Source organism: Gilvibacter sp. (assembly GCF_013214815.1).
GTDB lineage: Bacteria > Bacteroidota > Bacteroidia > Flavobacteriales > Flavobacteriaceae > Gilvibacter.
This window is the reverse complement of the sequence record NZ_JABSPU010000019.1, coordinates 16,003-42,901: the sequence shown is the minus strand read 5'-3', so window position 1 is coordinate 42,901 and position 26,899 is coordinate 16,003. Positions and strand designations below refer to the sequence as shown.

Here is a 26,899-nt window from a genome sequence, read left to right as displayed (position 1 = left end):
AAAGAGCGTTTTCCAATGCTTGCGGTTCAGGAAATCAAAGAAGCGTTTTCCCTTTGGGCCTCGAAAAAATACGATGCCAATTGCACGGCCTACGGTGGCCGCCTTCCAATAGGCGACATCGGGAATGTGCTAAGCGCCTACCTCCATTTCAGAAAGTCCGTGCTTGGCGCCTATAGTCAGCAACTCGATTTGCTCCAAGCTCGTAGCAAGGACGCCGAGGCAGAGCAGAAAAATAAGCAAGTTCATGAGCATGTGCTAGTAGAGTACAAAGCAATGGTCAAGTATTTCAACGAGACAGGCGATTTGACCAAGGCTGAGGAGAGTATCAAGGCGTTTTGGGGGAAGATCCTAGTGCAGGAACTTGGGGTCATTCAATTCAGCGAAGAGGAGAAAGCCGAGATCGTCCAAGAGGCTAAGGCTTTGATTAAAAAAGAAACGCTTGAAAAGGCCAAAAATCCAGATTTACCCAAAACCGAGCGCGAAGATATTCGCAAGATGGTCCATTATTGGCAAAAGAAGGCTGATTTAAGCGCGTTTCGTGATGAATACGACCCCAAGTCTATCGCATCTATTTTAAAGCCCTTAGAAGACGGATTTAAGGAATCGAGCTTTCGAGACAAAGTTGTACAGCGGTATTCAATTCTGATCGTGCTTAAGGGGATTGTTAAGGAGTCACTAAAAAACGAAGAGGAATGACAGAGCAAGAAATACTACAAAAAATACAGGAATCATGAACAAAGAACTATTCGACAACGCCAAGCAATTGGTAGTTCTAGACACTTTCAAATAGACTAACCATGACAACCAACAATAAATACCAATTCTACGCCACGCCGCCAGAAGTGGCACGCAAAGCCTTAGAGGGCATTGACCTAAAAGACATCAAGACCGTACTAGATCCAAGCTGTGGCACAGGCGCCTTCTTGGACCAACTGAGGATCTATCAAGGCAAGTACTACGGCTATGAGATTGACCCAGAAAGGCACCTAGTGGCACATGGCCGCGACTACGGACACGGCAGAACCATGACCATGCTAGGTTATGACTTCTTAGATCAAAGCCAAGGTATCGCACCCATTATTGATTTGGTGGTAATGAACCCACCGTTCAACAAAGGGGCCGAGCATTTCCTTCGAGCGTATGACTTGATGATGACGCAACCCAAGCAGTCTACCATCGTTTGTTTGCTCAATCAAAAAACTATTGACAATCCCTACACCCAGCAAAGAAAGCGCTTAGCGGATGTTATTAAGATGCACCAAGGGACCATTGAGGAATTTGGACCCTGCTTTGATAAAGTGCGCGCCAATGTAGCCTGTATCAAAATCACTGTGCCGGGGCGAAGCATTGACCGCGATTGGTCAGGGATCATTGATTGGGATAAGTGGGAAACGCTCAAGGACCAAGACGGCAATGCACGAACAGACCTAGCACCTTACACCAAGGGAATCGGCATTGCCAAGGATGAATTGCTCTTGATGGTGGAGGCGTACAATGCTGCCATGAAGACGCACGCTGATTATGTACGCATGTATGAAGAGTTGGATAAGTTTTGCGCTGTCTGTGCAGGTAAACAGAATTATTTACAAGGCTATCGAAGCCAAGGGCTAAACATTGACTTTCATGAGTGGCGCCTTCAATTCACCAAGGATGCATGGCTAAATCTGCTTTCTAGATGCACCCGTGGTCAATACATGACCAGAGCCGTACGTACAGAGATCACAGATCGCTTCGAGAACGGGCACGCTGGATTGGCATTCACACTAAAAAATATTGAGAACCTGTTCTTGGTGGTGCTCAATATGCGTCCTAAGATCATCGAGGATACCACCAAGCAAGTGTTTGATTTTTTGACCAACCATGCCAACGGGTACGGTAAGAAGTTGCGCCACAATCGCACTAGTAAAATGGATTCCAAATTTATTGTTTTTGGCGCTATTGGAGGGTATATTTCACGACCTAGCATAGTCTATGAAAAGCGAGACAACATACAAGCAATTGATAAGCTATTATGCCTACTGAGCGGAATGCGCTACGAAGACATTGACAACATTCAAGATAGCGTAGAGAAGGCCATCAACAACGGTCATCCGCCACGAGGAAAACACGAGAAGGACGCCATTGATACGACATTTTTCAAAGTCCTTTGGTATGAAAATGGCAACCTAAAATTTTGGGTCAAGAAAAGTGCCGCGCCTTATTGGCTTGAGGCGAATCGTAAAGCTGGGTCGATACTGGGCATGGCTCTAGCTGATGGAAACGATTGGAGAGTAAATCATAAATGGGCACCAAATTATTAGCACTATGGACAGCAACCTAAAACACATTCATGCCACCGAGCTCAAACAAGCCGTGGACAATGTGACTAGAAACTTAGATGGTCAAACGTTGACCTACATTAGGAGATATTTCGACAAGCCTACCAAGGACTGGATGCGCAAGCATGACATCGTTGTAGTATGGCTTGATAACAAATTCAACCTCAATGTTGACGGGGCGATAACCAGCAGAGTGTTTGACTTTCAAATCCCAAATAGCGGGCTTACAATTGGACTTATGGAGACGGTAGGATGCACTGATGTGCCAATGATCGTCAAGTGCTCAGAAGATTTAGAGTTGTCGGCCAATATGGAATCCAAGCGATTTCAGACCAAGGCCAAGAATGGGGATTATTCCACTTGTAGAAGTGGCATTGTGTTTCACTTAGAACAGTTTTAATCATGGACGACATTGACAAAATAAAAGAACTGCTTGAGACGCACGAACAAGCTAATTTTGAACTAGCTCTTAACATGGTGATGGGATTGGATATTCCGATGTTTTTAGATGGATGTCAAGCCGTACGCGTGTATGTCAGCATTCTATGCTATGAGTGTGGGATTGCCGTAGAGGATGCCATTAAGGAAAGTAATGATATGCCAAAGGGGGCTGATTCAAGGATGAGTGTAGCAGACCTCTGGAAGCATGTCCTTGATGCGACAAATCTGTTTGTAGACATCATGAAGCGCCACATGACCGTTTCCGTTTTCTGTCAGGAGACAATCGAAAAACTTATCAAGGGCATTGCCTTCGTTGAACTAATGCCTGATCAAGTCAAAGGTAAGCACCTTGCAAAGATATTGCTTGAAACTCTTATTGTTGTCCCTTCGTTCATGCTAAGCGAGGAACTTGGAGCAGAGATAGATAAGTTTGTGCAGCCCAGAATGCGCGCTTTAGGGATAGTTAAAAGCAAACCTGATGCCTAAGCGATCCCTGCTACCATACGACCCACAAGCCCCGCTCCTACGCGGCCACATCGTAGGCGTTGCAGCACGCGCATACCGAGAGAATCGGGCGGTCTGGGCAGAGCTGTGGCTGAAAGTGCTGCACTGTGTTGGAGCGCACCTAAAGACGCCAGTGCCTGATGAACTCATTGAGTCACTGGGCGAGGAAGCTAGAACGTATACAGAGACAATGCTGATTGCTTTGGAGCAGCAGCGGATTGAACAAATTGCTAACGATGAAAAAGATAAACGACGTGGAAAAGCAAAACGAAGAAAACGGCAGAGGTGATGACAACCCGAAGCGAGACAACTACGTTTTGACGAAATAAGACCCCTGCCCTACTAATCAACTTGTTAAACGGGGATAACTCAATTATTATATTCCCCCATATATTTTATATTATGTTAAGTAGGAATACAGCCCCCAAAGGCTCCTACTTCGCCTCCTACTCTACTACAGAGAAAACACTAACTGAGGCTCATAATGCGTAATACACACACCAACGGAGGCAGCGCGAGATTGCTCATTTCGGATGTTGTTGACACAAACCGTAGCTACTCCGTTGGCTTTTTCTCGACAACTAATTGAAAAATATCATGGCATCAGAAATATCAACCAACAAAACAGAAATTTCAATAGAAAGAGTAAAAGACTGCCTTAGCGGCAAATCGGAAGACCTCATCAAGCGCTTGCTTGATGATAGCAACTCTACCGCACTCAGGGCAATGATTGGCTCTAGCGTTGACATTTACATGCTCAACAAGCAAGGGCAACCACAGGCGATAGTAGGTAGGCCAAACAAGTCTTTGACTGTGGATTTGATAGATGGTCAATATCGCATCAACAGCAAGGACGGAGGCATGCCCTTTCAAGTGCTGGACAAATTTGGACGCAAGCTTTACAAAGGTCTTATCCAGGACAGAATCCGCAATATTCCCCCAGAGCTAGAAGCAAAAACCAAGGATTTACTAAACGAGTATTCGGGCGCTCCGTTCCACATCCTTAGACAAATGGATGTTGAAATGCTCAAAAACAGATCTTTGGTTCTGGTGATACGCGACAACAATGGCAAGCTCTACATCAAGGGCGCAAGGGGGTGCTATGATTACCAAGGCACACAGGGTTTTATCGCGAAAATGCATTACGGCGCCAAGGTTACGAATGTGACCAATGGTGCGAATTTTACCACTAGCTCAGATGGTATTGAGTCTGAGCTGCCCATGGTTGCCTTTATGGTAAAGTGGAGGGCCATACCTTGTCACGCGGCTTTTATTTTGGTGTAAAAACAAGTAGTTATGAAAGATTTAAAGGATAAAAAGGAACTGGTCGATTTAATGACCATAGCATTGTTGCACGCTACTCAAGGCCTTGAGCAAGGTCGATTAATCGCGAACACGCTACTTTCTCAGACCTGTTTTAGTTACCACTGGTCAGAGTATTGCGAGATTGGATTGCAGGGCGTGCATGTAGCTGAGGGAATGGATGTGCCCACATACACACAGGTATTTATGTGGGTGTGTGCACTGAGTGAGCAAGCTACTCAAGGCTTCGAATTCACACCTAGGACGGAAAGTGCAAATGATGCGGCAAAACTCAGGGCTTTTGTGATCAATGTTTGTAGAGCGATTAAGCAGGCTATCCTTAGGAATGGCAATCTACCAGAGCAGACGCATGCTAATTGTATGCGTCTGGTACAAGTCGATTATGTGTATCTGATTAATAATAAGGTGTGCGGCCTAATGAAGGATTCGGAGGCCACTAGAGAGCGCTACTATAGGCGAACTGCACCAATGGGCATTGACATGAAGGTTGAGCAAGCTAACCCTAAGTGGAACTAGCTTCTACTCCGATTCATTCATAATGAACTACAAGTGGAGTCAGACAGCATCTGTTGTCTGACTTTTCTTTTTCAAAAGCCCTTGAAAGTAATCCATGCTGGTGATTTTGAGAAACGCCCAATCGCTCAGCCTCATCTCAAACTCATTGTGGTAAGTTGGTGTGCTAGATATACATTGTAGCTCATTCCACATGAAGTGATTGCACTCATGGTGAAGTGTCTTGAGTATGGAGTATGCGCCATATTGCTCATGCATGCCCTTATCAATGTTGATAAGAATCATCTGCTGGTCAAAGCGATTACTTATAGTGTACCCTCGGCTATCGATTAGATCCTGACGGCTTATGTTATGATCGCCTACGACCTTGTGTATTTTCTTGAACGTCTTAGATACTTCCTTTTGGATGCTTCCATCAAATACAATCGCGTGTAGCGTCACTTGTAGAAAGTCCGATTCAAATTTATTATACTCCATCTTGTCTTTGGTTTTTCCATAATTCATAAATCGAAAGTGCCGTCTCTACTGCCGCATGTAGTCGCATTTCATCCCCCTTTGAATTGAGAAGATACTTGGACACATCGGCCTTGCTGGTGTGAAATCCCCACTCCTCTAAGATGGCACCAAAGAACTCCCATTCGCCCGTATCGGTATCGCGCAGCAATTGGAAGTTGCCATCTTTTACGCCTCGGTAAGTCCACTCTGAGTTGGTCGCCGAGCGAATGTTGCGCATGTGCTCCTTGGCAATCATTCGGGAAAACTCCGTGCCTATCGTGTAGACGGTAGCACCCTGCGTGCGCTCCCTGAGCTCGTCCGAGTAGTCAGAAGGAACGGCATCCGAGTGGAACGAGTGTAGATACCCGCTAAAGCCTTGTTTCAACCAATCCTCTACCGTTGCCACACGCTTGCTGAGCTTGGTGTCTCTCCACGGGTGATAGGTTCGGATACATGGGATGTTCAAGTCCGTACACGCACGAATAAAGCGCTCTGCGAACTCTCGGTTCTTCACACCCTCGTAGTAATCTCCAATGCCCTCGTGGTAGTATCGCTTACCAGCCGTCACGTATCGCCCCTGTGCGTCCATCCCACCGTGCCCAGCATCGACAAAGATCACAAACTGACCATTGCCCAAGCCTTGGTATTGATCAGCCTTTTGCGCATACACACGATTGATCGAGGCCATGGTCTGAGGTCCAACGATGCCATCAACGACTAATTCGTCGATGCTGGTCTGATACATGCGCACAGCGCGCGTTGTGGCAGGGCCAAATTGACCATCAATAGTGAGGCCTAAGCCCAATACTGTGTTTAATTTACGCTGCAGATCGCGTACGTCTTGGCCTGCGCTGCCTTCTTTAATCAACTGACTCATAAGTTTGCGCAAAAATTTCAGGATCACAAGGGTAAAATTCGCCCTTGATTCCTTTGATGATGTAATGACCTACAGGTGCTCGCATTTCGCCCTCTAGCGTCTTGATGACCAATTGTCCTTTCTCAAGACGAAGCGACCTTTCGCTTCCACTAGCCAAGGCATCATAACACTCCTTGGTTCCATCCCAAAGTATGGCATCTATAACAACTGGTTTCTTTTTGTACTTTTTCATTGTATTGGTAAAATTAACACAGCACCGCTTGCAACGGCGATGCTGTGGAGTAAAAACAGATGAATCAGAGACATCCAGAGAAGAAAAGCGACTAGTTTTTAATCAGCTCTACAAGAGTGGTGATTTTAGACGACATCGTTAGAGCAATATCAATGCAGTGCTCGACAATGCGCTCAGCTTTTTGGTCGGACAATTCAAACTCGCGAGCAAAGCGTTGAATGATGATGTCTTTTTCTTGTATGGATAGATCAGCTAACTCCTGACCGATATCTTTGAATTTGGTCGCCAAGGACGTAGCCTCTGCTGTGTTGTCCCAGAGTCCAATGATTTCCATTAAGGAGAATTTGCCGTCTTGTGCTGCGGCTTCCACTTCGTTTACTGTTCCAGCTATCCATAGGAGTAGCTTTGTGGTGTTATCGATTCCGAATTGTTCCATGATTGGTGTTTTGTTAAAAGGCGTCGTTGTTGGTCAATGCCTCTTTGAGCTTATCGGCAATCCATCTAGCTAAGCGTTGAGGATTGATACCGTCCTGAGTGGACACAGAAGAAAGATCAAGAATGATCTCACCTTTATTGTAGACTTCTGCTCCTTGCGTGGCCACCCAATCCAGCCAAGTGACACCGTTACTGTCTCGGTAGATCGTTGCGGCAAAGCCTTGAGTTGATTCGCTATCTTCTAACGAATAAGTCATAGCAAAGGCTTGCACGCCATTGGAAGTTGTGCCGGCAAGTAAGAGGCTATCCATCGACAGCCCGTTTTGAATGATTGTTGACATTTATTTGATTTTCATTACGTAGTCATCGGTTGGGGGATCGCTACCTCTAAACGGGGCAAAAAAGTCGAATCTGAATTCATCGACAAATTGCTCCTCTTGCTCGTTTGTGTCTGCCATTTCAGTTACAAAGGCTTGCTCCGATCCAATAACAATGAGGCATATGACAAAGCCAATGATGCACCCCTTTAATAGTCGCCAATCGAATGGAAACACGTTGGCTCGATAATTTTCAATTTGTAATGTAAATCTATCCATCGTTATCTTGTTGCTTGTCCTGCCTTTCTGCATTTTGGGACGACTGCTCTGACAGGCTTTGAATTTGTTGCTTAAGGCATTCTATTGTGCTCTTAAGATCTTTTACTTGGTCTCTTGTGGCAAAGGTTTCAGCCATTTGTTTGCTCACAGCTGATATGACCGTCCTGCTGAGGTCGCCTATCATATTCTCTATAGACTCCCTGAACTGGGACAGAATCACCTCTATAATATATTGGTAATCCTCTAAGCTTTTGAATGCGCGAGTGTCATAGATAATCTTCCAGATTGAGAAGATTATTCCAATAAAGAATAACAGCGTCAGTATGTAGACTAATGTCAGCATTGTAGACTAAATATCCAAAAGCCGATTGAACTCATCAGCTAACTGCTGGTTTGTTGTTGCCGTAACAGTAGTGCCGTTCAGATAGACAAAATCCATTGTTTGATTGAAGCCGAGCGCTATTAAATCGGGGTCTTCAATGGAGACCTCAAGAGGCTGCGATCCGTCTTGGAAGTTTATGATAATCCCATTGGAAGCTGGATTTTGCACTAACATGGTCCCTACGGCAGAAAAAGGAATGGACTCTCTCAGGTACGAAGGGTCTACCACTGGGGATGGAGCAGCATGCGATGCGAAATCAATCTTCACTCCATTGTTCCCTTCGGTGATGGTGGCAATCAGTAAATTGGTCATTATTTGTAAATTGAGTAGATTATGTAATATCTAGATCCAGAGCTAGTTCCCTTTATTCTAAATAAACTAAGGTCTATGTTCTTAATAGGATTAAAACTAGCAGATCTGCTAGTTATTCTGGGGCTATTTGTATTATCTGGGGTGCTCCCGTCAATAACAAAAACTACACTACCAGAGGAGTATCCCGTAATGCTACTTATTTCACCCATTGTGCCCGACGTGAGCCCAAGATTGATAACGTCATTGCCATTGTATGCTGTAACAAAAGTTTGATCAATGGCTGTTTCATCAATCTGGGCTTTAATGGCATTTAATTCAGCCTTTATGTTGGATAGTTCTGTTAGCGCAGCGCTTTGGTTCGCACTCGTACTAAAGTCTGTCTGATTAGCTACCACCGTTACGGCACCTCCTGTTATACCTTGGACGGGCAATGCCCTCAAGTATGTCAACGCCTCAGCTTTTGTGTTTCCGATTGGACTGCCATTGCTGTCAATCAAATTAGTGTAATTGACAAAAAAAGCCTGTTCGGGTGTCTGAATGGCAAAAAGTCGTACGTCGTCTGTCAGCCCTACGAAATTAAACATAAAGCTATTGAGCGGAATTTGCTCCTCGTGCGTGGCATCTTTGATGATAATAAATCCACCCTCTGCCCATATTGTAGTACTCATTGTAATGTTTTTTTGCTTCTATAAAAATAGTAAAACTGCTATTGATAATAGCATTTCTATCAAACAATTAGCAATTATACTTGCGATTATCTTTAAATCGGTCTGATAATGTGATTTCTATGGTAGCCCCTCGGCTTGTTGTGTAGTATTCTGGTTCCTGAGTTGACGTTAACTCAACAGGATAGACCTGAAAACTATAGCTAGGATTATTCGTGTTGTAATCGCTTACAAACAACTCATTGCCCAAAAGGGTGAATTCCATTAGCTCATCCAATATGCAATCAGGCAATAATTGACCAGTAAACAAATACTGCTTGTCTACAGACATAGACGCTTGCTCAACCTTGTAAGAGCGCTTGGAAACATTGTTTTGTTCGTACTCATATCTTGGCCTGCCAAAAAAGCCCATAAAACGCTGAGATGTTTTAAATCCAGTGTTGGAAAAGTCGCCTATACGTAGCAACCGCCCGTCTTGCGTACAGTCTATGCGGACCGTATTATCTGCATTGGCGTTGCTAAAAGGAAGTAGTCTAACTGTACTATAATAGAAATCTTGAGAGATGCCAACGGTACTGACTTCCTTTTTTACCTGATAATACCCTTGTCCAAAAGCTGAAAGCACCGCACGCCAGTCTACTATGATGTAGCTCAAATCAGCATTATCGGGACCTCCAAAATCTAGGAACGTGCCATAGGTGTCGTCATTTAAAGTTGTTTCTGATCCGTCGGATTTTCTTACCAACTTGAAAACGCATGTTGAGTTGTTAGAGGGTCTAAAATGATAATATCCTGTAAAGTCGTTTTTGTAGGGATCGGCGTCGGACAGATCAGCAAGTACTTTGTTTTCAAAGCAACATTCGTCAAAGCCTTTGTCTTCTGGCGGGGCAGAGGGCAACTGAGCGCGAATAGCATATCCTATGGTTCGCTCACCACTTGCGCACAACTCAATGGCAGCGGCGTCTATACATTCTACACAGGTGGAGTATTCGACATAATTACTGATCAATTCGTCTGCATTGTTATCTTCTCCAACGTATTGCCAACAATCGCAATCACCTTCTTTTCTCAAGACCTGATTCGTAGGATCTTGCACAGAAAAAGCAAAGGTGATTTCCTCACCTGTTTTGCAATTTGCATATTTGAAACCGTATCCAAAACTAGGGCTACAATTGTCAAAAGTTGCAAAGTCAACCTTGGGTACATAGCCTTGGGATAGACATGCATTTTCTCCCAAGTACACAAGGTCATAAGTTTGAAAAGGATTATTCCCGGCTAGCAAATACACTATACTCCCCTCTAGAGGGTGCCTAGAGTCCCATGATCGGCAAATTATGCTAGGGTAAGAACTTGGATCGCAAGATATAAGGTCATAATTAAACATACTAAGCAGTTTTGCAGCCGATTCGACCAGTGACTTTGTATTGTGTTGCTACTCCTAGTTTGCTCGGATTTACCAAACAAATGGTTCGCACTAAAACAGGAGACACCAAAACAATCTCTAAGCGATTATTGAGTAGATTTGATTCAAGTGGATTAGATGATTGAGCAGCAAACTCGGTAGATATCTGCTGATATTGAGGCCGACCAGCGCCATCTTTTATTTCAATGCTTGTTAAGCTATAAATTTCAGAGACGTTTGCCCATACGCCTGTAGAACGTTCATATTCAATCTCAATCTGAATCTTTTCATCCGATAAAATTACACCCAACGGATCGCTGGTAATTGGGTCAATGCCCCCGCTTATGACGACTCCTGTTGATGCTACTTTGTAGGTGATTGTTGGCGTAATAGAAAAATTGGAATCATAGTCTTTGAATCCAATTGGCAGAGTATTGATGTAGCGTACTGCCCTGTTATTGAGCTGCGCATCCACATGCACAAATAAGCTTAATTGCCAGCCCGATGTTTGCAAGTATCTATACCAATCGTTGCTAAGTCCATTAGATGGAAGTGAGTTGTCATAAAACACATTGCGTACATCCAGCGGCACATTTCGCAGAGCCAACCAATCCTCCCATCGAATCATAAAGCCAAAGAAAGATTGAACCCCCTTTTTTGCACCTGAGTCCAATGCAGGATAGTAATTTACGCTTACTTCATCATTGGGGTTGCCTATACCCAATTGGTAATCTCTTTGCCCTGAGAAGGCGTACTGAGTTGGATTGGGATAGTCTGTCAACCCTACGCTATAATCATCCAGCTCAAAAGCAAAACCATCGGAAAGGCGCTCTAATTGAATACCAAACCTTAGCCCTGTGGGAATCGGAATACTAGGATCTATTGCCGTGTCAACTTGGAATTCAATTTTGGCTCTCAAGTCGTCTTCTATGAATAAATCGACACCGCATGGATTAGGCGTTGCCATATTGGAATCTACGTGAGATAGTAACTCTATAGCCATGCCGTCCCATGCACCTATGGGCTCCACATAAGTATCCATTTGACCAAAGTCAAGCAAAAGGTTTGTTCGATCAGAGGCATTGGCAAGTAGCGTTTGGTCCCCCACGCCTACCCAAATAATATAATTGCGCTCATCTAAACCTAATGCACCTAGTTGATTCGCAAAGTCTGCATTGGGCATAAATTCACAAGTGAACGTAATTTGATTGGCTCCTGTCTGGGTAAATGCAATGTTTTGCACATCCATGCGAGCATCGTCGTTTGAATAGCCCTGTCGAGGCCCTGCAATGGGCGTTCCAACAGTAAACACATCCCCAAAAAAATCAATCCTACCGCCTGTGTTCATTTTGACATTTTGATAGAACGGGGCATCTTTTATCTTGTAATCCTCTTCATCCGTGGGAACCAACATAAACCCAAAAGTACATTTAGTAGCGTTAGATAGGTTTTGTACGCCATCCACTACCGCTGTAAGCAATGTTGGTCCAGCATAGTCTAGTTGTGGGGTAATATTGTTTGATGGCGTCCTATATTCTACTAAACTCACACTATGAGGTTGCGGGAACCCGTTGTAATTTTCATTAAACCAGCCAACGTTACCCTCTTGAGCGGTGTCGTTCAGGTCGTTGACCATAAATACATTAGGGTTGTTCTGAGTCGGGAAGGCCTGAATGAAATAGTTGTCTGCCAAACTTTCCGCGTTTAGCAAAGCTTCTGGGGCGATATCATTGACAAAGTTGTTTAAGTCCTCAAAAAACACGGATGGCATGAAAACCAACTCTATTAAATATCGGTACTTAGCATAAGGATAGGCAGGAACACCACCTGATGTGCTACCAATGTAGGTGATGGTTGACCTCGCTATGCTCATGCCGCTTTGCTTACCCAGTGGCGTAAAATTGACCAAGCTGCCAATTGTTAGGCTACTTAATCCTTCGGCAATGAAATCAGTGTAAGTGCCATCAATCAAAGATCGCAAATTATTAGCCCTGATTTCTGAGTTTTTCATGTGCCCATACCTAAAAAACAAAGAGTCTGGCCTTTTGTCTGCAGCAATGAAAACGTTTTGAATTTTATCTTCCCCTAATTGCGTTGGGAAAATACTGGAAACCTGAGCGCCAGCACCCAGGGTTGTGTTATTAGACAGCATTTCACTCCCCTGGATAGATACTATTGTACCCGTAACATTGTATGCCGTAGTGGACTGTGATGGTATGTTGTAAATCTCCCAATACATCACAAAATTATCACCCACCTCAAATCCGTTTTCCCTCCAATCTTCCCCATTATTAAGTATAAATCGGTTAGGCTCCTCCATATTCAGTGTATTGGACAAGCTGAATTCAATGAAGGCCCCTACTTCAATTTGCAAACGTAGCTTTTGCCACGTGCCTACATTTCCAAGTAGCCACGTTATATTGCGGTCCAAGCGCCTTTCTATGGGTGTGTACTCTCTATTTGTAACTAATACGCTCATTATTTATAAGCTTTGGTGATCCGCTGAGTCAGTTTTCCAATTTCCTTCAAGGATTTCTTCGGCGGCATCTTGCCAATTTTTGAAAGTAGCAATTGTACTGACTGAATATGCGGAATGTCTTTTGAAGTTGCATTTTTAGAGGCAACGGATATGGCTTCTTGGGCCGCTTCCATGCTGGCATCTTGCAATCCCTTGTATTGATCTGCCAGTTGTTGCAATTTTTGCAACTGCTCGTTTATTTTTCTCATAAATACTCTACTTTTAAATTGTTCGTGTAAAGCCGATTTACTCTATAGTCAATAGTAGCGGTCCCTTTTTCTTGATCCCAAACAATGCGTTCTACTTCTGCTAATTCGCCACTTTGAATGGTGACTTGATTGGTTTGTTCAAGCGTTTTGAAATCGGAATAGCAAAATGGTATAACTTGATCTTTGTAAGTCCAATACTGATTATGAGTACCATTGATCGGAGCAAATGAATTGATAAAGTGGTAATCATCCCAAAGCTTTTTAGTGGACAGCAAAGATCGCTGACCCTTGGCAAGTTTACTACCGGATAAAACGACCAATTTGCCAATAGAGGTAAAATGATCAGAAAGTAGCAAGCTTCCTATTCTGCTGTTGATTTGCGCGGCCAAACCCGAAGAGCTACCTAATTGGCCCGTTAACGAATCCGCTAGCGTAGCAAGTGCCCTAAGCGCCACTTCAACGTCTGTTAACCCATCTTTTCTAACCCCCATGCTAAAAGGAATCAAAACTTGCTCTAAACCTCCCAAAGACACCAAGTCTTGATTGCCTGTTTGCATTGGAGAGAATTGAGCTTGAAATGAAAAACCTTCAATGTTGTCTAGTGTATTTTGATCTTGCAAATCGGTAGAATACACAATGTTGTAATTGGATCGGATTTCATCCGTATTGAATCCTGAGTAATCGCGCCATTCTTCTTGATCGGTAAAGGTATCGGGTATTACCCAAGGGCTCGCTATCTTAAATTGGTCCTTGCGTTCAAATCGAAAAATGCCATTGTCGATCAAAAAGTCTGCATTAAACATTTCCTTGAACACTCGTATCACTCCTGCTGGCGTATCTAATGCAGAATTAGCAAGCGGCAAGCCTGTCTCCTTCCATGTATTGGGCGCTCCTGTCGGCCTGTCGCCGCCTTTGTTGTTTTTTGGTGGTATGTAGCACCATTTGTTGGACGATTGGTCTAGGGCGTCTAGGAGTGTTGATTGAAGGGTTAGCCCAAAGTAATCACAAAACCGCTCAAAAAACAATCGTATTGGTATGCCTTTATGGTACCTGAGACGTGGCATAAGCTGCTCAAAAAGCTGATTCATTAAATCAACTATGGCAATAATCATAAAAGCAGCATAAGCAATCTGAGCAGCTAATTTTAACACAGCCAATATGATGTTACCAATGTCCCATGCCGTCACGGCTACGGCGCCAGCCCCCACTCCAACCCCAATAACAGGCGTAGCAGCATCGGTTATATCCGCTACACGCTCAGCGATGGACTGAGTAAGCTCTAGCAGTTCTTTTGTTACCGCAAACAAGGAAAGTCCTATTATCATTAGCTGTATGCCATCGGGCACGTAATTAATCACGTAGGGCACATCAACAAAGTCATTGTCTGTTATCGTACCTTGGTCGTAAAGATAGCGAAATGTTACTCCATCAGCTCTGTCGTTGAGCCAATCCGCGCCCTGCCTAACCTGTGCATCAACTTCGATTCCGCATTCCCCCACCAAAATACAGTCCTTTGTAAAATTAATGGTCATGTCAAAAATAGAAACATCTGCTCCCTCCCCTATCTCTACTTGATAGGGCATCCCTTCAAAAATGCCCACACCACCACTTAGTCCACTCAAAGCGCGGTCCTTGATGTGCGACCCATCGCTGCCTTCAAAGCGAAGCTTAGGAAGGTTTATGTACGCTTGTCGCTTGCGCTCTACCCATTCCATTTCTATTTGAATGGGCAACGGTTTTCCGTTTTCCTCTCCCAAAGGAAACACGCGCCTGCCACCTGCATAGTGTTTTGCTGCTATCATAATCCCTTGGTGTATTTTTCACGTTTTTTCATGCCAGCGGTAATAGTCGCCTTTACGCGGTGCTCAATACCGTTCCTGATAGCTTCTTGGTGATCCATGATCGTTGGGCGCTGGGCGATCTGCCTAAAGTCCCTACGCAGCAATTGAACCCCCTTCTCTAGCCCAGACAAATCTGGCATGTGCGCGCCCTTTGTGCTAATGGCATCGGCGTTGTGAGCGAGGGTCTTGCCAAGTATGGCGTATTCCACTACGTCACTATTGCTCATGTCAGCAAGCTGCTGATTTTGCGCACGGGTCATAATTCGTTCATGCGGGTGTATTACAGCCAACATGCCACCACGGTTATCAATTGGATTCGCGCTTATTCCAGTGTCCTCTGTTCCTTCATAAAAGCTGCCTTGTATAGCCCCAGAAAGCGCCTCAAGTGTCGCTATTTCCGCGATGGCTTTTAATGTAGCATTAGGATCGCCTTCCTTGGCTTTGGCGGCAACAAGGCTAAAAAGAGCACTGATCTTTTCCTGTTGCTGTCTTTGTCGCTCTGCTCTAGCCTGAGCCGCCTGACTTGCCGCCAATTGCTCCTGCTCAAACTTCAATGTGTTGCTTAATCCTTGGCGTGCGCGTTCCTCTGCTCGCACAACGGCGCTAGATTGGCGCTCTACAGCACTGGTAGTAAACTCTACTTGCTTTTGAAAGAATTCGCCTAAGCGTTGATTAAGCTGCTCTGTAAAGTCAACTGTTTCGTTAAGCAATGATTTTATAGCTTCTTTCTGCTTGGCGGTATTTTCAAGGCGTTTTTCTTGATCTGCATTGACCGCGTCTTGTGTGCGCTTAAGTTCTTGTTCAAACAAATCACCATCTTGCTCAGAAACCAAAGTAAGAGACGCAACGCTCTGCGTTGACAATGCAAATTCTTTTCTGATTTCTTGCTTTTTTTTCTCGGAAGCGATTAACTGCTCTTGTTCTAATTGATAGTTGATTTGTTCAGCGTTCAGGATTTGCTCACCTGCTTGTTTTCTAAACTCAACAACTTGTTTAGAATTCTCGCCAAAGCGCTTGATCAAAACCTGCTCTTGCTGCTCAATAAGAGCAACAAGCTTGTCAAAATTAGCCTCACGCTGTTTTTGCTCCTCTTTAAATCGCAATTCCTCAAGCCTAAATAGCCTTTCTTGACGATCCTTGATGTTTGCTGCCTCGACCTGAATAAGCTCCTGCTGTAAGGATTCTATAGCCTCTAAGCGTTGGCGTGTCAAGTCGTTTTGTCTTTCGATTAAACGATTTTGCTCTTCAAGTTGTTTTGTTGTGGCTTCGTTGTTGGAGCGTATCTTCGCCCCTAGCTTTTCTAATTCACCCTGCCTTTTACTAAACTCCTCTTCCTCTTTTTTAAATGCCTCAAAGCCTTCTTTGTAAGCATCAACGACACCAACTTGATCATTGCTTATTTGCTGCACTTGACGCCTTAGGCGCGCAATATTGCGTTCAATTTCTTCCGCATTGCGATCGCTAAATGGATTACTAAGCGCAATGCGTTCAAAAACTATTTGGAGTTCAAGGCTTAGCTTTTGAAAAGTTGCACTAATGTTAAACGCAAGCTGACGCCCTGCCGAGATAATCCCTGAGTAGACAGCAGGCAAGTCAAAAAGAAAATCAATGACGCTTGATATGGCATTGCCGATGCCACGAAAGACTGTACCTAGGAAACCAGCACTTTGGGAGACTTGGTTGATCTTTTCAATGATAAAATTGAAGCGATTAATAACTTTTTGGATGGTAGGCGCAAAGAATTGCAAGAGCTTTGCGCCTGCTCCAGTTAGAGTGTTAACAAGCCTGTTGCCAGACTTTTGAATGTCAGCCAACTCCTTACTCGCATCTGCTCCATTGTTAACAATGTCAACCAAAGCTCCTCCAACTCTTCTTATTCCGTCAACCAAGGCGCGGCCAATAAAAAGTCTAGTGGCAATCCTGCCAAGACCTGTGAGGCTGCTGCTGGACTTGCCTGCAACGATCTTCAAGCCTTTGAGTGCCAATTCGTATTTACCCACGCCCCTGCGAGCATCGCCCGTAGCACGCTCTAGATTTTCAAGCGTAGTGGTCAATTGTAATTTTCGAGCAGACAATTCTTTAGCCTGCTGCGCATTTTTACCTTCTCGATCTGTTAGATTAGCCCACTGGATAGACACTAGCGACAATTCGGCGCGCAGTCTTTTAATGTCGCCAGCCTGCTGATTGGTAATTACGGCTTGCAGTTTAGCGATCTTAATACGTTCACGATTGGCTGCGCGTTCTTTTTCTCGTTGAATTAGTTCCTCGTCTGTTAGATCCTTGAGCTGTTTGCGTGCGTTTACGGCCTTGGTGCGCTGCTGATTCAGTGATTTTTGCGCTTTTTCTAGCGCCATTGTTTGGTTGATCAGCTCCACAATGCCTTTTAGATCATTGGGATTGAGTTGCTGCTGGCGCAATGATTTAGCAAAATCCTTCAAACGGCCCTCTAGCTTGTCAATGCCTTTTATAGCATCGTCAAAAGCATCCGTCTTGGCTAGCAAGTCATCATAACTCAATACTGCTTGTTGTTCTGCCATTATTGATGGTTTTTAGGATCGCTAGCGAATCGCTTTAATTGATAAAATTGCATGGCGCTCATGCTTTCAATGGACTGATTCGTAAAGCGCTGTAGTACAATGCATAAATGCGCAAACGAATCGTTAATCTTGGCTATCATATTGGGGCTTACCGAAGGATGCCAATTGTCAGGCTTGGTCAAGCTTAATACCTCTTCTTTCCTGGATTGAACTTGCTTTTCGTCAGATATACCCAAAATCCTATCAAGCTGCGCATGGCATTGCTTGATAAGCGCAGTAGAAACCAGTAAATCTGTACCTGCTTCCTCTGGAAAGAAGACATCCATTTGCGCTTGGATTTTTTTTTTGATGCCTCTATGATTTCAGTTGCCTTTTTATGAGTCAACCCTAGCTCATTTAATTTATGCAACGTCAACAGTAAACCACGCTCGGTTATATCATCACATGAAGTACCGTTAATGCTTTTCACCATGACCGCAAAAGCAAGGCCGTCAGGCGGTGTTCCCTGCTCTAGCATACTAAGCCCTAGTTGCACGTTTGCTAACTCCGTCAACCCCGCCTCCTGCTCTTCCATTTGAAAGTACTGAGAAGCCCTAGAAACCCTATGCGCTACACTTTCTTTACTTGAACCAACGGCCAAATCTAGCATAGTATAAAAATCATGCTTTTGCTTCCTAACGATTGGCAGATCGTCAAGCTCTTCGTACATTTCAATTTTCAAGCTCATGCGATAATTCGATTGACTAAGTTGTTAAATCCTGCGCCAGCAATACTGCAAGCTAAATAGTACATGTTTCCCGTGGCAATCAAGCAAGGCACCCCAATTGCCCAAAAGCACATGTGGGAATCCATGCAAAACGTACACATGAATAGGCTGTTCAGAAAATTCTTCACGCGGCCATCTTTCAGGCTATGAACTTTTTGCATTAGCCATCCATCCATTTTGTCAAGCCCCGTTATACGGTGAACAAAGGTAGATAGCCACCAGCAAAATAGTAGTAATACTATTAATTCTTCAATGCTTACTATTTCAAAAACTAGCATTACGGTACGTCGGTTGTGACGCTGCCAATAGGTACGCCTGATGTTTGAAATCCAGCTACCGTATTGGCTTTGTCGGGCATTGTGTAATCGGTTGCACCAAATTGGGCATTGTTGCCACATTCGCACCATAAGACTAGGCCACTGGTAACGGGTGCTGTTAGGCTGGCGCGGGCATTGTATTCAGCGGTTACTTCTTGATCTGTCAACTCCCTATCCCAAACCTTAAAGTCGGCCACTTTGCCCTGTAGGCTATTGGTGCCATCCATCGTTTGCCCAAAGAATAACATCAATCCATTTCTTATGCTGTTGGTTCCAAGTGTTTGCGTTGAAGCCGCCTTTAATTGCAAGGCGGAATCGACATAAATATTCAAACCAGCTACCGTGCTACTTCCGTCATAAGTCACCATGCAATGCACCCAAGTATTTAATGAAAAAGCACTGGGAGGCGTCGAAATAGAAAGCCTGAGTGCTTGAGTGTTTTGCAAATCTACCCTAAAGCTTCCATCGGGAAGCGTGATTAAAAAATAACCAGTGCCAGATGAAGACGTGTAGTGGTTGAATAAATTATTCACGCCGTTAGAATCCACCTTGATCCAACAGCTCAATGAAAACGGTGTATTGTACTCAAAATCATAAATTGGATCAGCAGAAGCAAAAATACGACCCGTCCCACCTATGTTGGTCGATTTTCTGACAGGTACAGGAGCACTACAAAGCCAATCGCTCAATTGGATTTGCTGATTAGGTGTCACATTGGATTGCACTGCGCTACTAGAGAAGTCATAAGTTGGCAACAAACATATATTCCGATCACTATCAGAAAGATTGTTTTGCAATGCAGTGCACCTATCATATGGAACAGTCGTGCATCCTTCATCTAAAGAGATGTTGCACTTTACGCGAAAGTGCTGCAAAGGCGCCTTTTCAACGGTTGCAATTTCTACCGCTAAATCTCTCCACACATCCCTAGATTCATAGAAGACTTCTTGGACGTTTACTCGGTAAGCTTTGCCCACATTTGATCGTAAAACGAGTCTTATTTGGGATTCCAGATTTGCAGTAAACAATTCCGTCTCAAGCAGCGGGTTGTTGATCAATGATAAATTCACAGAAAATATCAAATCAACGTCGTAATTCAAACGGCCCTTTACAAACCAATCATCTGCATCAATAGATAATCGGCGCACCATGAAAAAACATTGCCCTTGCTTGTCGTTGTCTGGGGTTATAGATGAGTATCGTTTACTAGCATCCGATCCACCTAGGTATACCTCTGGCAAAAAAATCGCTTGGCCTTTGGTTTGGTCCACCATTTTATAGGTTCTCCCATATACATGGGTGAGCCAAGGTAGATTCGTTGCTAATACAAGCTGCAAATCTACAATTGCCCGATCTATGTCAACAGGATTTGTTGGCACTGGCACTATGGGACTTTGCAATCTTATCATGTGAATAGCAAATTTTTAGCGAACCTTTCGTAAAAAGGCAAATAGTACTTTTCTAAAAACTTCTCCATCTCTAAATTTTGGATGCCAAAAATATCGGCTCCATATTTAGCAGTTAGGTATTTTGTATACGGCACATTGGTCGTGATTACCAAGCTATCGTCCAATGCTTCAAATTTCACGCTATCATATAGCGCTCCTGTATCTTTTAGCGTCACCCTATTAAAAGGCTGATTTTTGCGCCTTTTCTTATTGATGGTGCTCTGAGCGTAACTTGGAGTAATGCTAATCCTCTTTGATGTTTCGCCCTTTTGGAACAATTGGATTTGAGTTTGTATCTCAATCAGTAAATCCTCATTTTGACTAAACACGTCTTTTAGTGCTTGATTGACTAAAAGCTCAAGAGAAACAACTTTTTGTTTCAAATAGCGTATGGGGCCAAGATTCAGCATTACATTGCCCGGTATTTGATTCCTGACCTTGCACATGGTAAACAAGGGTGATCATTAACATCTCCTTGTTCCAATCGTATCGCTTTTATTGCTCGGTCAACTCGGTATGGCAAAGCCATAGCTTTTGTATCCTTATCTGCCTCCAACTCGCGCAAAGCCAAGGGTTGAATGTTTTGCTCTACAGCGCTTGACTGAGAAGAAGCTTTGTACATCTCTAGTACCTCTTGCTGCGTTTGCAGTTGTATCGCCTGAGCAAAGGCCAAACGGTTGTCAATCCAATATTGAGTAAGGTTACACCAAACACTCATATTGAAGTTAAAGCCGTGGTTATTGCTTTGATCAAAAACACAATCCCTTTCGTCAAAGAAATTATTCCTGTCCGCAGGTAGCGAGGCGCCAGCAACGTAAAATGGTACCATCTCAACATGACTGGAAATGGACTTCCAATTTTTGTGATAAGTACCATAAACAGAATTTCCACAAGTCGTACAGTATCCACTCAACCAATTTAATGTGTCGTATCTGTAGGCTTGACCAACAAGGTCATCTTGATAGTACCCTAGATACCACACGGCACCACTATTAGAATTGGCCTCGTCTACGTCCATTTTGACGGCATCATCTTCGTTGGTCCACGAAAATTGCCCCGCGTTGTTGATCACCAAATTGATGGTGTTTATGACTGTCGGGTTCAAGCTGTTGAACAAGTACAGTTGCAATGTTTGAGGTGCAGACAAACTAAGCCCAATACGATTTAAAATTACTCTAAGCCCTGTGGAGCGCTTCAACTTAAAGCGTATTCCAACAAATCGACTTTGATTGATTAAGGGGTTTGCGGCATAAAGCTGCTGTCCAATAAGTTTTCCACTTACCAGTGCATTGCCTGTGCCCGTCAAGCTTCTTGAAGTTGCTACGCGATTAAGCACCATAATGATGGCACGGCGGCGAATCTGAGCAAGGAAATCTTGAAGACTACGACCGCTTTGCAAAAGCGCCTGAATGTAATCTAAGCGAACTAGCCCCATGCCATCCTGAACACGAAGGCCACTTTCTGTTGTGGTCAAGCTAGTAGGAAGTGCAGGTATTTCAGTAGTGTCGTGAAAATCTGCCCAACCAACCACATTTTCTAGTCTATCTATTGCAATGGTGTCGTATAGCATAATAACAAAAGAGGCGAGTGAGTAGATTGCTCCACCCACTCTGAGGTAATAAAAACAATGAAGCTAGGGAACAATATCTAGTTTCTTGATGCCGCTATTGGTGCGTGTACCTTTGTAGGGAGACAACAAAGCGAAGCTCACGCCCATTGTGAATTTTTCTCTTCTGGTTGCTCCGTCATAAGCACGATTTGTAACGGTTTGCCCATCAATACAATCGGTATCGCGAATCACCATTACAGGCAAGCCCAATACAGGTGACTGATAAATGGAAAACTGTTTTGTGCCAACAGGAGTAGGATCAAGGAAGTCGGCTGGTGTGCGCCCATAAATGCCCATACTCCCTGGCACCATCATGAATCCCGTAGCATTTGCGCCAGCGGAAACATTGGCACTGTGCGCGCCTGCCATTCTGATACCATTGTAAGCCCAAGTAAGGTTTTCAGCGTTCTGAGCACCTTGATTCATGCTGTAAGCAAATTCAGAGTTGAGAGAGTGGCTTCCAACCAAGTCAAAATCCATGCCGCTAAACTGATCTTCCATGAAGATGTTCTTCATGTACACCAATCCGTCTTTTTTCTGCGCTTGAGTAATCTGGGCCGCATCAGCCACGACAGAGAAATAGCCACCCCAATACGCACTGCTACTTGTGGTCGCCTTGGCGGTATCAATAGCATCGCGGGTCGCTTGGTCAATGTAAAGCGCGGCACCCATCTCCCATTCGTGAATCTTGCGAGACAATTCCTGTTCGTAGGAAATCATGTTGCGTCTAGACTGACGCGGGACCATGTGGAAGCTGTTGTAAAACGCATCCCATGTTGGTGTCACCATTGCAGTTGTGATAGGAGTGTCGGTACTGTCACAAGGCATTGGGCCTTGGGTCATTGTAGAAACTTGGTGAACCATCACAGGAATCTCCACATCAGGCTTGCTCCAAGAGTTTTCTAGCTGGGTGCGCCCGTCGTCATTGATTACTAGGTCGGTATTGCGAAGGGCATAGTCAAGGAATCCATAGTTTTGATCCCTGAGTTGTTGTCCGTCTAAGCCGTTAGGGTACTGCACCCGTGCTTCTTGGATCAACGTTGCTACTGTAGTCATTTTTGTTAAAAAGTGCGAATAATGAGCGTTTGACGCGGCGACTCTAGCTTTTTCACTATTCTAATAAAGTTGACCAAAGACTTAATTGACTCTTACTAAATCTTTTGGTTATGTTCTTATGTTTTAGCCCTCTAGGGCTTGGTATTTATCACTTGATTTAAGCGCATTAAAAGCGTCGTTCCATTGCTTGGTATTAGGCTTAACCTTGCTTGCTGTTAAGCTAGCGCTCAGGGCGTTCAAAGCCGCTCCCTTTGTTGTAATCCCTTGCAATGAAAGTCCGTTTGTGTTGGCGATCTTGGAGGGGTCAGCGCTGCCACCCTTTGGCTTAGCCAAAACGCCCATAGGCTCCAACATTACCTTAGCCGCCTCTACTGCTGTGGCAGGAGACTGCTGAGCATTGAGGATTGGTTTCCCGTCGTTGCCATAAAAAACAACATTACCTCCGTCATCCACCTTGGCATTCTGCACTAATGCAGCCATCACAGTCTTCTTTACGGATGACAACAAATGCTCGTTGACTTGGCTATCGAACGAAAGGGAAGAAAATCCCACAGATACCGTATTGCCTACGGTCAACTCCCGAATTTTGGCGGCGTGATCTTGAGCGGTCTGCTGCTGCTTGGACTCAAATTCCTTGATTTTTGCCAATGCTGCATCAAGTTGATCTTTTGCTATTTGTACGGCCTCCTCGTTGCCCTGTGGCGCGGTAGCCTGAATGCATTGCCTGAACCAATCGGTAGTCTTAAGGCCTTCTGGTTTTTCTGCTCCAAAAATTTCAGCGCCTAACTTGTCTAACTGACCGTAGGCTTCGCCCATACCCTGCTTGTAGGAAGCTGTTTGGGCTGCTTGTATTGCTGGTGCAGACATAGTCTCGTAATAATTGTTGAGGTAAGTCTTACCTATCTCAGTTTGGTTGGCTGCAGCAATTACCGTTTGAGCATACACTTTGTCTTTACCAAGGCGCTCAATAGCCTGTTCGGAGGTGAATGTGTAATCAGGAGCCGCATCTTGCCCACCTTCGGGCGTTGGTGTGTTGTCTGACATTTTTTACGTGTGTTTATTACCTACTGTTCCCTACTTCAAGTAAGGCTTAATTCTTTTCTGGGTCACGCCAAGTTGCTCAGCAATGTCTTTTAAGGAATCGCCGTCCGCTGACATGATTTGGACTTGTTGAATTTGCTGCTCACTAAGCGCCTCAATCTCCTTTTTCTTTGGGGACGCTCCCTGTACAGGCTTGAACATATCAAGCTTCGGATCGTGCAAAATAATTCGCGTGTCAAATTCGCCCCTGGTGTTTTGCCAGCGCCTGTTCATTTGGTCATAATCAGGGATCGTCTTGGTGTAGTAAACCAATTCATGAGTAAACGTCGCGCTATTGGGAACCTTTTTGCTAGTATATCCAATAAGCGTGTAGCAACCTTTGTTGTATTCGGCGATATTAGACCGCTGCTCTAACTCAAGCGCCTGCTGCTGAGGAAGCATCTTGTATAGCTGCTGCACTTCTGGGCTGTTCCACTTGTTGGCTTTGAATGTTTTCATTTGCGTATTCTATTAGATGTTTATAAATCTGATCAACAAGCTCTCTGTAAGATAGCTTTCCAGTTTCAATATTATAATGCCCCACTTGAGTCAATGGCTCAAATTCCCTTTCATATCGAGCAATGTAGCGGGCAAAGTTTGTCTTAATTACTAAGTCAACTTGGTTTATTGCGCCCCTATCACGCATCGCATATACCTCCTCATCTGTCTTGTGAGGAGCTGGATCCAACTCAAATTCTAAGCGCTTTTTACGCAGCATTTGGGGGTTTGTTTTGTGCCTTGTTGAAAGGTGTAAATTGTAGAGCGAGTCTAGCTCCCCAGATCCTACTCCTGCTTCTTTCGCTTTTTGGTAAAGCGTAAGCGTTTGGTCGGGGGTGAGTACAAACCAGTCTGTGCCCCAATTAGCATAGCGGACCATATCAGCCCCAAAAGCAGCCCTATACAGCGTCTCATGCAGCCACTTATCAATATCGTTTAATTGCTTGGCAATGACCAACAATGGCCTCTTGGCAGCCTCCATGACCGCATGGACTTGCTCGATGTTTACCGCTTGGGTGGCAATCATTTCATTGATACCTGTCACCGCTTTTTTAAAGGCCATACGCTTACCTTCAATAGACTTTCCATAAAGCTCAAGTCCTTTTACATCAGGTGATTCAAATCGAAACACTCTAGCATCCTCTGAGACGCCTTGAATAACCAAGGGGTCAACATTGACAATAGTGCCTGGCCCTCCAAAAATATCAGGCTTGGCGCACTTTTGACACTTTTCTTTACGCTCTACGATTTGCCCTAAAACAGTCGTCTTGGAGTAAATGTATCCATCCACACAGCCTTCTTGATCGCACTCACTTTGGCCTTCTGGTCGAACGGTAACAGGAAAAGGGATGTAGTTTTCTCCGTATTTTTCAAACACGACGGATAGCTGGTAATCCAACAGCATGCCTATGCTTGTTGCCAATGGATTGTAGCGGTCGGCGCTCATTTCATAACGAACCTCTGACAAAAACGGCCTTGCTGGGCAGTATCCTAAATTGTGCGGATTGTCAAGAATCAGCGTTTTTGGGCTGCCGTCGCGACTTTCGTAAACCCTGTAAGACTCAGCATCGTAAAAAGCATATCTTTTCCACTCACCATTGGCATCATGACCAACAGAATGCAAAAAAGCAATGTAGGCCACTTCTACATGAGAATTTGGCACAAAGGCAACGTTAATCAATCGCTCTTCTTCTACCGTGATGATGTAAGGGAGTCCACTACTATCATAATCAACAACGCAATAGGTGTTGGGCTTGTTGGTCAGTACGCGCTGGGCGGTATTGCGAATGTATTGCCCAATATTTAGCCGCTCGAATAGTTGTTCACCTCTCGATGGATCGACACCTAAATAATCTTCCGAAAAAACAGCATCACGGGCCTCAAACACTCTCCAAAGATCTTGAAGGGCTGCTTTTGCTACACTAACACATTCCATTGGGAAAGTGAAAAATGCCATTGTTCGCTCCTGCTTTTCAGGATGCAACCTAGAGGCTACGAGTGCTTCTATTTCTCCCCATCCTCTAAGCCTTGGCAATTCATCAGCAAAGATAGATTGGGTCAAAACAGTAAGCAAGCTCTCATAATAGCCCCTATTGTTCGACAACAGATTGGCCTGACTCAGAGCTCTTATTGCTTCTTCGTCGGACAATCTCTCCTTGAGGATTGGTTGTTGTGTCAAAATAGTAGGTGTCATGTTCGGCTAATGTTATTGATGATCCGCCTTGCCTGTGTTGGCTTCTTAATATTCGCAGCGCGTGGTCGTAATCATATTCATTAACTACAACCGACGCCGCTACGAATCTCAATGAAATTTTCTTCATTTTTAGGCAACCGCTGTCAACGGTGAGAATGGTGCCGTCGGGGTGATAGTGTGTAACAGTTCGTCAAACTTGGGAAAGAATTGCATATTGAAGGCATTAGCGTCAATGTTGTCGCGATTTCCAAAGGTTTGATCCGAAACAAAAGGTGCCTTTTGCAAGGGAATACCCGTGAAGATGTCCCCATCTTTGTGCCCTGTGATGGTGTTGTCCTCATGGATCAAGAACACCTCTACGTCTTGGCACTCCAAATCACGCAATGCTGCGATTTGGTCGCCATGCAATTGGTAGAAGTTACCGCTAAAGGTAGACGGGTCACGCCCTAAGCTAAACAAGACGCCATTGGGCGTTTCATTGGCGCCACCAGTGGTCAACTCGCCGCCAGCTTCAATATTAGGTGCCCCTAACCGACGCACTGGCGTATTGACTACCTTGGTGTCGTCGGTAGCATTCCACAGCACCGTCCAAGGTGCCTGTGTGTCAGGGTCCATGCCTGAGATTGTGGCAGGCAGATTGTTGGTATTGTCAGCAAGATCAAACTTGACTTGCCCTCGCTTGACGAACCAAAGGCGCTGCGTTTGACCGCGTTGCTTGTAACAGTCTTTTTCAGGCGGGGCAACTAAGGGAGTTCCTGCGCCACATGTGCAAGCGCTCATGAATTGAAGAACTTGAGGAAATGGATACATGGCGATGTGTGTTTGTGAAAAA

At 44.5% G+C, this 26,899-nt stretch carries 28 protein-coding genes; 6 read left to right on the top strand and 22 right to left on the bottom strand.

What is annotated here, in order from left to right:
* The 6 genes from HRT75_RS06275 to HRT75_RS06250 form a co-directional block, all read left to right on the top strand.
* The coding region (locus tag HRT75_RS06275) for a hypothetical protein (RefSeq protein ID WP_291183990.1) at positions 1 to 696 on the top strand (696 nt) is incomplete at its 5' end.
* A gap of 101 nt (positions 697 to 797) precedes the next feature.
* Positions 798 to 2,300 (top strand): DUF4942 domain-containing protein, encoded by a 1,503-nt coding sequence (locus HRT75_RS06270; protein ID WP_291183987.1) that lies wholly within the window; start codon positions 798 to 800, stop codon positions 2,298 to 2,300.
* A gap of 4 nt (positions 2,301 to 2,304) precedes the next feature.
* Entirely contained in the window at positions 2,305 to 2,718 is a 414-nt protein-coding gene (locus tag HRT75_RS06265; RefSeq protein ID WP_291183984.1) for a hypothetical protein, read from the top strand.
* Between the two features lie 2 nt (positions 2,719 to 2,720).
* A complete protein-coding gene (locus HRT75_RS06260) occupies positions 2,721 to 3,245 on the top strand; it encodes a hypothetical protein (RefSeq protein WP_291183982.1) in 525 nt (174 codons plus the stop codon).
* A 615-nt stretch (positions 3,246 to 3,860) separates the two neighbouring features.
* On the top strand, positions 3,861 to 4,547 hold the full coding sequence (locus HRT75_RS06255; protein ID WP_291183979.1) for a hypothetical protein: 687 nt from the start codon (positions 3,861 to 3,863) through the stop codon (positions 4,545 to 4,547).
* A 12-nt stretch (positions 4,548 to 4,559) separates the two neighbouring features.
* Entirely contained in the window at positions 4,560 to 5,102 is a 543-nt protein-coding gene (locus tag HRT75_RS06250) for a hypothetical protein (RefSeq protein ID WP_291183976.1), read from the top strand.
* 39 nt (positions 5,103 to 5,141) lie between these two features.
* On the opposite strand, the gene HRT75_RS06245 is transcribed toward HRT75_RS06250, so the two are convergent.
* The 22 genes from HRT75_RS06245 to HRT75_RS06140 form a co-directional block, all read right to left on the bottom strand.
* Positions 5,142 to 5,576, bottom strand: a complete 435-nt coding sequence (locus tag HRT75_RS06245) for a hypothetical protein (protein ID WP_291183973.1) — start codon at positions 5,574 to 5,576, stop codon at positions 5,142 to 5,144.
* A complete protein-coding gene (locus HRT75_RS06240) occupies positions 5,566 to 6,471 on the bottom strand; it encodes a peptidoglycan-binding protein (protein ID WP_291183970.1) in 906 nt (301 codons plus the stop codon). The genes HRT75_RS06245 and HRT75_RS06240 overlap by 11 nt, the downstream gene beginning before the upstream one ends.
* Positions 6,455 to 6,703, bottom strand: a complete 249-nt coding sequence (locus HRT75_RS06235; RefSeq protein ID WP_291183968.1) for a hypothetical protein — start codon at positions 6,701 to 6,703, stop codon at positions 6,455 to 6,457. The genes HRT75_RS06240 and HRT75_RS06235 overlap by 17 nt, the downstream gene beginning before the upstream one ends.
* Before the next feature lie 91 nt (positions 6,704 to 6,794).
* Positions 6,795 to 7,139, bottom strand: coding sequence for a hypothetical protein (locus HRT75_RS06230; protein WP_291183965.1), 345 nt, complete (start codon positions 7,137 to 7,139; stop codon positions 6,795 to 6,797).
* Positions 7,140 to 7,152: 13 nt separating this feature from the next.
* Positions 7,153 to 7,479, bottom strand: a complete 327-nt coding sequence (locus HRT75_RS06225; RefSeq protein ID WP_291183963.1) for a hypothetical protein — start codon at positions 7,477 to 7,479, stop codon at positions 7,153 to 7,155.
* The gene (locus HRT75_RS06220) at positions 7,480 to 7,734 is read right to left on the bottom strand and encodes a hypothetical protein (RefSeq protein ID WP_291183961.1); all 255 of its coding nucleotides are present in this window, start codon (positions 7,732 to 7,734) and stop codon (positions 7,480 to 7,482) included.
* A gap of 349 nt (positions 7,735 to 8,083) precedes the next feature.
* The gene (locus tag HRT75_RS06215) at positions 8,084 to 8,428 is read right to left on the bottom strand and encodes a hypothetical protein (RefSeq protein ID WP_291183958.1); all 345 of its coding nucleotides are present in this window, start codon (positions 8,426 to 8,428) and stop codon (positions 8,084 to 8,086) included.
* Complete coding sequence (locus HRT75_RS06210; protein WP_291183955.1) at positions 8,428 to 9,096, bottom strand: hypothetical protein; 669 nt, start codon at positions 9,094 to 9,096, stop codon at positions 8,428 to 8,430. The genes HRT75_RS06215 and HRT75_RS06210 overlap by 1 nt, the downstream gene beginning before the upstream one ends.
* A gap of 67 nt (positions 9,097 to 9,163) precedes the next feature.
* Positions 9,164 to 10,336 carry a hypothetical protein gene (locus tag HRT75_RS06205; protein WP_291183952.1) on the bottom strand — a complete coding sequence of 391 codons (1,173 nt, stop codon included), beginning with the start codon at positions 10,334 to 10,336 and terminating at the stop codon, positions 9,164 to 9,166.
* A 142-nt stretch (positions 10,337 to 10,478) separates the two neighbouring features.
* Positions 10,479 to 12,974: a hypothetical protein gene (locus HRT75_RS06200; protein WP_291183949.1), complete on the bottom strand. Its 2,496-nt coding sequence runs from the start codon at positions 12,972 to 12,974 to the stop codon at positions 10,479 to 10,481.
* Positions 12,974 to 13,222, bottom strand: coding sequence for a hypothetical protein (locus HRT75_RS06195; RefSeq protein WP_291183945.1), 249 nt, complete (start codon positions 13,220 to 13,222; stop codon positions 12,974 to 12,976). Before HRT75_RS06195 ends, HRT75_RS06200 begins: the two co-directional genes overlap by 1 nt.
* Positions 13,219 to 15,024, bottom strand: coding sequence for a hypothetical protein (locus HRT75_RS06190; protein ID WP_291183943.1), 1,806 nt, complete (start codon positions 15,022 to 15,024; stop codon positions 13,219 to 13,221). The genes HRT75_RS06195 and HRT75_RS06190 overlap by 4 nt, the downstream gene beginning before the upstream one ends.
* Complete coding sequence (locus HRT75_RS06185) at positions 15,021 to 17,600, bottom strand: hypothetical protein (RefSeq protein ID WP_291183940.1); 2,580 nt, start codon at positions 17,598 to 17,600, stop codon at positions 15,021 to 15,023. The genes HRT75_RS06190 and HRT75_RS06185 overlap by 4 nt, the downstream gene beginning before the upstream one ends.
* 184 nt (positions 17,601 to 17,784) lie before the next feature.
* A complete protein-coding gene (locus tag HRT75_RS06180) occupies positions 17,785 to 18,327 on the bottom strand; it encodes a hypothetical protein (protein ID WP_291183937.1) in 543 nt (180 codons plus the stop codon).
* Positions 18,328 to 18,643: 316 nt separating this feature from the next.
* Positions 18,644 to 20,092, bottom strand: coding sequence for a LamG domain-containing protein (locus HRT75_RS06175; RefSeq protein WP_291183934.1), 1,449 nt, complete (start codon positions 20,090 to 20,092; stop codon positions 18,644 to 18,646).
* Positions 20,089 to 20,541 (bottom strand): hypothetical protein, encoded by a 453-nt coding sequence (locus HRT75_RS06170; RefSeq protein ID WP_291183932.1) that lies wholly within the window; start codon positions 20,539 to 20,541, stop codon positions 20,089 to 20,091. Before HRT75_RS06170 ends, HRT75_RS06175 begins: the two co-directional genes overlap by 4 nt.
* The gene (locus HRT75_RS06165) at positions 20,541 to 21,740 is read right to left on the bottom strand and encodes a hypothetical protein (protein ID WP_291183929.1); all 1,200 of its coding nucleotides are present in this window, start codon (positions 21,738 to 21,740) and stop codon (positions 20,541 to 20,543) included. The genes HRT75_RS06170 and HRT75_RS06165 overlap by 1 nt, the downstream gene beginning before the upstream one ends.
* A 24-nt stretch (positions 21,741 to 21,764) precedes the next feature.
* Positions 21,765 to 22,796, bottom strand: coding sequence for a hypothetical protein (locus HRT75_RS06160; RefSeq protein ID WP_291183926.1), 1,032 nt, complete (start codon positions 22,794 to 22,796; stop codon positions 21,765 to 21,767).
* 123 nt (positions 22,797 to 22,919) lie between these two features.
* The gene (locus HRT75_RS06155; protein ID WP_291183923.1) at positions 22,920 to 23,840 is read right to left on the bottom strand and encodes a hypothetical protein; all 921 of its coding nucleotides are present in this window, start codon (positions 23,838 to 23,840) and stop codon (positions 22,920 to 22,922) included.
* Between the two features lie 30 nt (positions 23,841 to 23,870).
* On the bottom strand, positions 23,871 to 24,335 hold the full coding sequence (locus HRT75_RS06150; RefSeq protein ID WP_291183919.1) for a hypothetical protein: 465 nt from the start codon (positions 24,333 to 24,335) through the stop codon (positions 23,871 to 23,873).
* Entirely contained in the window at positions 24,253 to 26,022 is a 1,770-nt protein-coding gene (locus HRT75_RS06145) for a hypothetical protein (RefSeq protein WP_291183917.1), read from the bottom strand. The genes HRT75_RS06150 and HRT75_RS06145 overlap by 83 nt, the downstream gene beginning before the upstream one ends.
* Positions 26,023 to 26,196: 174 nt before the next feature.
* Positions 26,197 to 26,877 carry a hypothetical protein gene (locus tag HRT75_RS06140; RefSeq protein WP_291183915.1) on the bottom strand — a complete coding sequence of 227 codons (681 nt, stop codon included), beginning with the start codon at positions 26,875 to 26,877 and terminating at the stop codon, positions 26,197 to 26,199.
* Positions 26,878 to 26,899 lie beyond the last annotated feature (22 nt).

What these genes read in the sequence shown, in the direction of transcription:
- HRT75_RS06270 (WP_291183987.1), top strand. Translation starts at nt 798, where the DNA reads ATGACAACCAACAATAAATACCAATTCTACGCCACGCCGCCAGAAGTG.
- HRT75_RS06265 (WP_291183984.1), top strand. Translation starts at nt 2,305, where the DNA reads ATGGACAGCAACCTAAAACACATTCATGCCACCGAGCTCAAACAAGCC.
- HRT75_RS06260 (WP_291183982.1), top strand. Translation starts at nt 2,721, where the DNA reads ATGGACGACATTGACAAAATAAAAGAACTGCTTGAGACGCACGAACAA.
- HRT75_RS06255 (WP_291183979.1), top strand. Translation starts at nt 3,861, where the DNA reads ATGGCATCAGAAATATCAACCAACAAAACAGAAATTTCAATAGAAAGA.
- HRT75_RS06250 (WP_291183976.1), top strand. Translation starts at nt 4,560, where the DNA reads ATGAAAGATTTAAAGGATAAAAAGGAACTGGTCGATTTAATGACCATA.
- HRT75_RS06245 (WP_291183973.1), bottom strand. Translation starts at nt 5,576, where the DNA reads ATGGAGTATAATAAATTTGAATCGGACTTTCTACAAGTGACGCTACAC.
- HRT75_RS06240 (WP_291183970.1), bottom strand. Translation starts at nt 6,471, where the DNA reads ATGAGTCAGTTGATTAAAGAAGGCAGCGCAGGCCAAGACGTACGCGAT.
- HRT75_RS06235 (WP_291183968.1), bottom strand. Translation starts at nt 6,703, where the DNA reads ATGAAAAAGTACAAAAAGAAACCAGTTGTTATAGATGCCATACTTTGG.
- HRT75_RS06230 (WP_291183965.1), bottom strand. Translation starts at nt 7,139, where the DNA reads ATGGAACAATTCGGAATCGATAACACCACAAAGCTACTCCTATGGATA.
- HRT75_RS06225 (WP_291183963.1), bottom strand. Translation starts at nt 7,479, where the DNA reads ATGTCAACAATCATTCAAAACGGGCTGTCGATGGATAGCCTCTTACTT.
- HRT75_RS06220 (WP_291183961.1), bottom strand. Translation starts at nt 7,734, where the DNA reads ATGGATAGATTTACATTACAAATTGAAAATTATCGAGCCAACGTGTTT.
- HRT75_RS06215 (WP_291183958.1), bottom strand. Translation starts at nt 8,428, where the DNA reads ATGACCAATTTACTGATTGCCACCATCACCGAAGGGAACAATGGAGTG.
- HRT75_RS06210 (WP_291183955.1), bottom strand. Translation starts at nt 9,096, where the DNA reads ATGAGTACTACAATATGGGCAGAGGGTGGATTTATTATCATCAAAGAT.
- HRT75_RS06200 (WP_291183949.1), bottom strand. Translation starts at nt 12,974, where the DNA reads ATGAGCGTATTAGTTACAAATAGAGAGTACACACCCATAGAAAGGCGC.
- HRT75_RS06195 (WP_291183945.1), bottom strand. Translation starts at nt 13,222, where the DNA reads ATGAGAAAAATAAACGAGCAGTTGCAAAAATTGCAACAACTGGCAGAT.
- HRT75_RS06190 (WP_291183943.1), bottom strand. Translation starts at nt 15,024, where the DNA reads ATGATAGCAGCAAAACACTATGCAGGTGGCAGGCGCGTGTTTCCTTTG.
- HRT75_RS06185 (WP_291183940.1), bottom strand. Translation starts at nt 17,600, where the DNA reads ATGGCAGAACAACAAGCAGTATTGAGTTATGATGACTTGCTAGCCAAG.
- HRT75_RS06180 (WP_291183937.1), bottom strand. Translation starts at nt 18,327, where the DNA reads ATGAGCTTGAAAATTGAAATGTACGAAGAGCTTGACGATCTGCCAATC.
- HRT75_RS06175 (WP_291183934.1), bottom strand. Translation starts at nt 20,092, where the DNA reads ATGATAAGATTGCAAAGTCCCATAGTGCCAGTGCCAACAAATCCTGTT.
- HRT75_RS06170 (WP_291183932.1), bottom strand. Translation starts at nt 20,541, where the DNA reads ATGCTGAATCTTGGCCCCATACGCTATTTGAAACAAAAAGTTGTTTCT.
- HRT75_RS06160 (WP_291183926.1), bottom strand. Translation starts at nt 22,796, where the DNA reads ATGACTACAGTAGCAACGTTGATCCAAGAAGCACGGGTGCAGTACCCT.
- HRT75_RS06155 (WP_291183923.1), bottom strand. Translation starts at nt 23,840, where the DNA reads ATGTCAGACAACACACCAACGCCCGAAGGTGGGCAAGATGCGGCTCCT.
- HRT75_RS06150 (WP_291183919.1), bottom strand. Translation starts at nt 24,335, where the DNA reads ATGAAAACATTCAAAGCCAACAAGTGGAACAGCCCAGAAGTGCAGCAG.
- HRT75_RS06140 (WP_291183915.1), bottom strand. Translation starts at nt 26,877, where the DNA reads ATGTATCCATTTCCTCAAGTTCTTCAATTCATGAGCGCTTGCACATGT.